Raw genomic sequence first — 5,169 nt, forward strand, 5'->3', positions numbered from 1 at the left:
CCGACATTCACGCGCGTCATGCCGTCCTCGTGACGCGGGAGCGCCATGATGTTGATGGCGGCATTGGCCGCCGCGAGAAGCGCATTGCGGCCGGCCTGCGGGTGGGCGCCCGCGTGGGCCGCGCGGCCCGTGAATTCAAAGTCGATCTTCGTGGTCGAAAGGAGCTTCGTGGGCTCGGCCACCACGTCCCCGACCTCAAGCTCCGGCGCGATATGGCCGCAGAAAATCGTGTCGACGCCGTGAAGCACCCCGGACTGCAGAATCGGATAAGCGCCGCGGGAGCCTTCCTCTGCGGGCTGGCAGATGAAGATGATCTTCCCCGCGAGTCGCTCTGCGTTGGCGCCGATGAAGCGCGCGAGCGCCATCGCCACGGCCTGATGGCCGTCGTGGCCGCAGGCATGCATGACGCCGTGCCTGACGGACGCAAACCCTTCCCTGAAAGGGAGATGCGCCGGGCTTTCGGGCTCCTCAACGGCAAGAGCGTCCAATTCGATGCGGATCGCGATCGTGCGGCCCGGCCGGCCGGTGTCCCAGGCGGCAAGAAGCCCAGGATAGTCGCCGATGCGGCGGATTTCCTCGGGCGGCACGCCCACCTCGAGCGCGAAGCGCCGTCCCTTTTCAACCTCATCCGGGTCGCGGCCGCGGACAAACTGCGGCGCGATGAACTGCGGACCATAGGTCACCGAGAAGCCCGCGCTGCGGAAGGCCTCTGCAAGCCTTGCCGTCGCGATGAATTCGCTCCAGCCGGGCTCGGGCGTTCTGTGGATGTCGCGCCGGGCGGCGACGAGATCCTCAAACGTTACCGGATCGACCCAGCCGGGAAGGAGGTGCGGACGATTCATCAGATCGGAAACGGTCGCAGCCGGCTTTTCCTCTGTTGTCTTCGGTTCAGCCGGAGGCGCCGGCGGCTGTGCTTTCTGAACGCGCCGGGACCGCGTGCGCACCGGAGCGGGCGCCGGATCCGCGGAGGGTTCTGTTGTCTGAATTCGGGCTGGGGACATTGGGGTAAGCTCCAAATCATCCGCGCCCAAAGGTACCGCGTGGATGCATTAAGGGGATTTACTTATTTTTATACCCTGCATTCTAACATTGCGCAAAATTCCCTGAACACGCGGCAAACCCGCGTGTTTCAATACCCGTTTGATTTTTCAATGCTTTTTCAAGTCACCCCGGATTAATCTCTACAGATGAGACTTCGGAAATTGCGTATGCCGCCCAAAAAAATGATCAGGGCGCCGCGGCGCCGGAGCGTTCCGCGCGGTAATGCCACACGCCTTTTTCCTGAGAGGGCTCCATCAGCGATTTGAGGGAAAGGCTGCGCATGTCGGGCCGGGCGCCGTGAAGAATGATTTCGGCGAGGTCGACGAGAGACTCGGGCGCATCGACGGAGAACTTCCAGTCGAGATCAGCCGCTTTCTCATCGGATGCGAACGTCCCGTCCGCAGCGGCGAGCGGCATTGCGCGAAGGGCCGACGGCTTCTGAGACTTAAGCGGCTCCCGGGCGGCAAGGTCGGCCGTGAACTTTGCGCCGCCTTCCTTTCCGATGGAGCGCATCGCGAATTCATCAATTCTGAGGTGCATCGGCCCCGACTCCGTGAGAAGCCTCCCGATCCGGTATTCGTCGAGCGATGCGAAGAGCTCCGAAGGAACCCGGTCGGCCGTGAATCTCAGAATAAAGCCCTCACCGGAGACGTGCTTGTCAAGGCCCGGGTGCGAGGCATCGACGCCGACGTCGAAGGTTCCTGCCCGCAGGTCGTAGCTCCCTGAAAGCCGTCCTTCCTCAAGGCCGGCAGGATTTTCCTCGACTGAACCGGTAATTCCGGTGAACTTGCCCGTGAGCGCGCCGCGCCAGTCGCCGGCGTCGAAGCCGCCCTTCTGAGCCGTCCCGCGAAGCGTCCTGATGTACCAGTCGCCCGGCGTTTTTCCGGCAAGCTGGAGGCTCGCCGAGACCTTCACGTTTTCTGCACTCCCTTTGAGGATGTTGGCGGCAGGATCCGTAAAGCTTCCCGAAACTTCAGGCGCTTCCGCCTCTGCCCGGAGACCGTCTTTCTTCGTAAAGGCGAGTCTCAGCGCAACGGGCTTTCTCGCCGCAAGGCTCCAGGAGACGGGGCCGACCCCGCGTTCGACGGCATCGAGCTGCATGTCGAAGGGCGTGGCCGTCGCGGTAATGCGCAGTTCCTGCGCGAAGACGGCGTAGTGATAGCGGATCGCGAGCCGCGGGTGCGTGCCTGCAAGCTTCACGAGAAGCTCCGCCGTGCTCGCCGTGGAATTAAGGGGATAGATGTCGCCGTTGAGCCCGAAGGGGCCGAAATGCGCCACGACGTCGAAGTCGAGCGTCAGAGGCGCCGCTGAGGAATCCGACGAAAAAACGCTCGAGGCGACGATGACGTGAAGGCGGTCGCGCCTCACGAAGAGGCTCTCCTCCACCGGCGTGGACGTTATCAGCACTTCGGGCGGGAGATCGTCCCCTTCGACGATGCGGTTGATGATTTCCGCCTGCACGGACCGCTGCCAGCAGACGAAGCCTGCCTCAGCCGCCAGCGCTGCCGCGAGGACAACCAGAACGGCACCGGAGTGCGCCCGAATGAATCCATAGAGCCGATGCATGCGAAAAGCCACCTTCATTAAGCCTCAGGCTTCGGGAAGAACATTTCGCCCGAACCCTGAAAAACGGCCTCAATCTTACGCGAGGGCCGCGCTCTGCGGGCGCCTCTATGTGCGCCCGCAGGAGGAAAAAGCGTTAAAAGGCGTTTCCTCAAAGGCTCAGAGCGGTCCCCGAAGCATCCGTCAGCGGATCCCGGCCGCGCGGCAGGCGTCCGTCACGAAATGGTTTTCGTTCCCCTGAATGCGCTCGATGCGCTTCGCGCGCAGGCATTCCCACTCGTCGGGCTTGTACATGCGGTTCCAGGCTTCCATGAGCTGACGCTGCTGATTCGAGAGCCGGTATTTCGGATAGCTCTCCGCCATGTAGAGCGTCGTGCGGGCAATGGCGCCGCGCGTATATTCCGGCGGTTCCGCGCGGTTGCCGGAAATCTTCATCGGGCAGGAGCCGAAGGTGGCCGGCACGTCGGGGAGGAGCGCGTAGTTGTAGTTGGAGCGGAGCGCATTCACGGCGCCGCTCGCCGGATAGAGGTTGTAGAGGTCGCTCTGCATCAGGCGGTATTCGCGGTTTGCCTTTTCAGCGCACTTTCTGCCCTTGAAGTTCCGGCCCTTGTTGTCGACGCAGACCTCAGCGCCGTCGCGCCACTCGCTAAAGGCGCGCCCGAAGTTTTCCGCCGGGACCACGTGCTCCCACTCAATGCGGTGCGCGCGCTTCTCGTGCTTCGGAGTCGTGAAGCCCGCGGGCAGCGTGATGTTCTTTTTGCTGTCGAAGGGCGCCTGGCAGTAGAACGTAATGCGGTGGTCCTGATAAACCTCGCGCTCGAGCGTCTTCTTCGCCTGATTGAAGGATTCGATCTGCGTATTCCCGGCTGCGGCGGCAAGTCCCGCAGCAAAGGCGAGAAGAAGGCCGAAAGCGGTTTTCTTTAAAAGCGGCATTTGGAAATCTGTCCCGGAAGCTAAACTCTTGGAGGAACGCCGGACGAAAGCCTCACGCTTCCGTCCGCGCTCCCATTCGGAGAGCGAATATTAGAGCGCCTGCGGCGCAAAGCGCGTAACAAAATTCGAGCGGCCTTTCTCACGATCCTTCGAACATGCAGTCATCACTTCCCAACGGCATTTCCCCCGCTACGGCTGAAGCGCTTCTCAGCTTTAGAGATTCCCGCGGCTGGGCGCGGCACCATAGTCCGAAAAACCTCGCGGAATCCGTCGTCATTGAAGCCGCCGAGCTTCTCGAATGCTTTCAGTGGAAGGCGCCGGAAGCCGAACTTACGCCGCGCGAAAAAGCCGCGGCCGCTTCCGAAATCGCCGACGTCGCTTCCTATCTCATTCTGATTGCCGACCGGCTCGGCGTGAACCTTGATGCGGCGATTTCTGCGAAGCTTGCCGTTCTCGAATCGCGCTACCCCAGGGAGACGCTCGGAACCGACGGATCTATCGAGGCTTATAAGGCGCTCCGCGAGAAGGCCCGCAGCCGGGAAGCGCTCACTGAGACTCCTCAAATGAAGGCGCTCCTCGGGTTCCGGTCGTTTCTCGCGCGAAACCGTGCAGGCGAATGGGCGGCGGCATCCGACAACCGTATCTACTTCGTGCGCTACGCGCGCGAAACCATCGACTTCTGGCGGAACGCGGAAGCGATGGAGAAGAACCTCGCCGCGCTTTATTCCCCGGAAGAAATCGCAGAGGCGCTCCCCAGAGACTTCCCCGAGCGGCCGGACCGGGCTCAGCTTGAGGCCCTCGGCCTTCCCGGCCTCATTCTTTTTCTCGGCCGCCTCGCGCGCCTCGAGCACATCCGCGACGGCGTCATTCTCGCGGCGGCCGATTCAGGGCTCCTTGCGGCTGCGCTCGAGATTCTTTCCCGAAAGGCCGGCTCACCTGCGTAGCAGCGAGGCCTCCGGGCTGCCGCTTCCTATAATTCTTCTTTCTTCCGTTTCTCTGCTTTCCTGATGCCCATGCCTTCCGGCTCGAATCCGACCATTCTGATTCCCGCTTCGACGATGCTCTCCGCCCTCGGCGACGATCCGGAGAAGTTTCTCGAGCGCCTCTCATCGCCCGAGCCTTTTGGAGAAGCGCCGGAAGGCTTCGCGCCCGAAGCGGTTCTTCAGAAAGGCTGCCGCATTGCCCGGAACATCGGCATTGAGGAAGAAGATTTATCCCGGGAACTTCTTCTCGCGCTTGCCCTCACGGCGCCGCTTTTTGAACGCGCGCGTGCCGCCGGCGTCGACCTTTCCGAGATCGGCTTCATCTTCGGCGCCACCACGGCGGGGACGCCTGAGGCCGCGGAGCGCATCCGGGAAAACGAAGCTTCCCCCCTGAAGCGCTGGCGCATGATGGAAATCGGCCGCATGGCGCCCGTGATCGCCCGCGCGTTCGGCATTGCCGGCCCGGTCTTTACCGTTTCAACGGCCTGCACGGCGGGCGCCAAAGCCATTGCGGAGGGCGCGAGGCTTCTCGCGCGCGGCCGCGTTAAGGCGGTGATCGCAAGGCTTGCCGAAGCCATCAACCATCAGGGCGAAGCGGCGCATCTCCCTGAAGCGAAAGTCTTTGAGCGGGTGCTCGCTGCTTTTTCAG

Annotated in this window: 5 protein-coding genes; 2 read left to right on the top strand and 3 right to left on the bottom strand. The window is 62.6% G+C overall.

Going from position 1 to position 5,169, the window contains the following annotated elements; translation table 11 throughout:
* The 3 genes from GBM95_RS10930 to GBM95_RS10940 form a co-directional block, all read right to left on the bottom strand.
* Positions 1-1,001, bottom strand: a 1,001-nt coding sequence (locus tag GBM95_RS10930) for an amidohydrolase (protein ID WP_226963295.1), incomplete at its 3' end; no start/stop codon positions are given.
* A 226-nt stretch (positions 1,002-1,227) separates the two neighbouring features.
* On the bottom strand, positions 1,228-2,607 hold the full coding sequence (locus tag GBM95_RS10935; RefSeq protein WP_152159126.1) for a hypothetical protein: 1,380 nt from the start codon (positions 2,605-2,607) through the stop codon (positions 1,228-1,230).
* Between the two features lie 180 nt (positions 2,608-2,787).
* Complete coding sequence (locus tag GBM95_RS10940) at positions 2,788-3,537, bottom strand: endonuclease (RefSeq protein WP_152159127.1); 750 nt, start codon at positions 3,535-3,537, stop codon at positions 2,788-2,790.
* A 155-nt stretch (positions 3,538-3,692) separates the two neighbouring features.
* Between GBM95_RS10940 and GBM95_RS10945 the strand changes: the two genes are divergently transcribed.
* Together GBM95_RS10945 and GBM95_RS10950 are read left to right on the top strand one after the other, a co-directional pair.
* Positions 3,693-4,481, top strand: a complete 789-nt coding sequence (locus tag GBM95_RS10945) for a nucleotide pyrophosphohydrolase (protein WP_152159128.1) — start codon at positions 3,693-3,695, stop codon at positions 4,479-4,481.
* A gap of 63 nt (positions 4,482-4,544) precedes the next feature.
* Positions 4,545-5,169: beta-ketoacyl synthase N-terminal-like domain-containing protein (locus GBM95_RS10950; protein WP_319643767.1), on the top strand; the 625-nt coding region annotated here is incomplete at its 3' end.

This window comes from Sutterella seckii, from assembly GCF_009183815.1.
Classification (GTDB): domain Bacteria; phylum Pseudomonadota; class Gammaproteobacteria; order Burkholderiales; family Burkholderiaceae_F; genus Sutterella; species Sutterella seckii.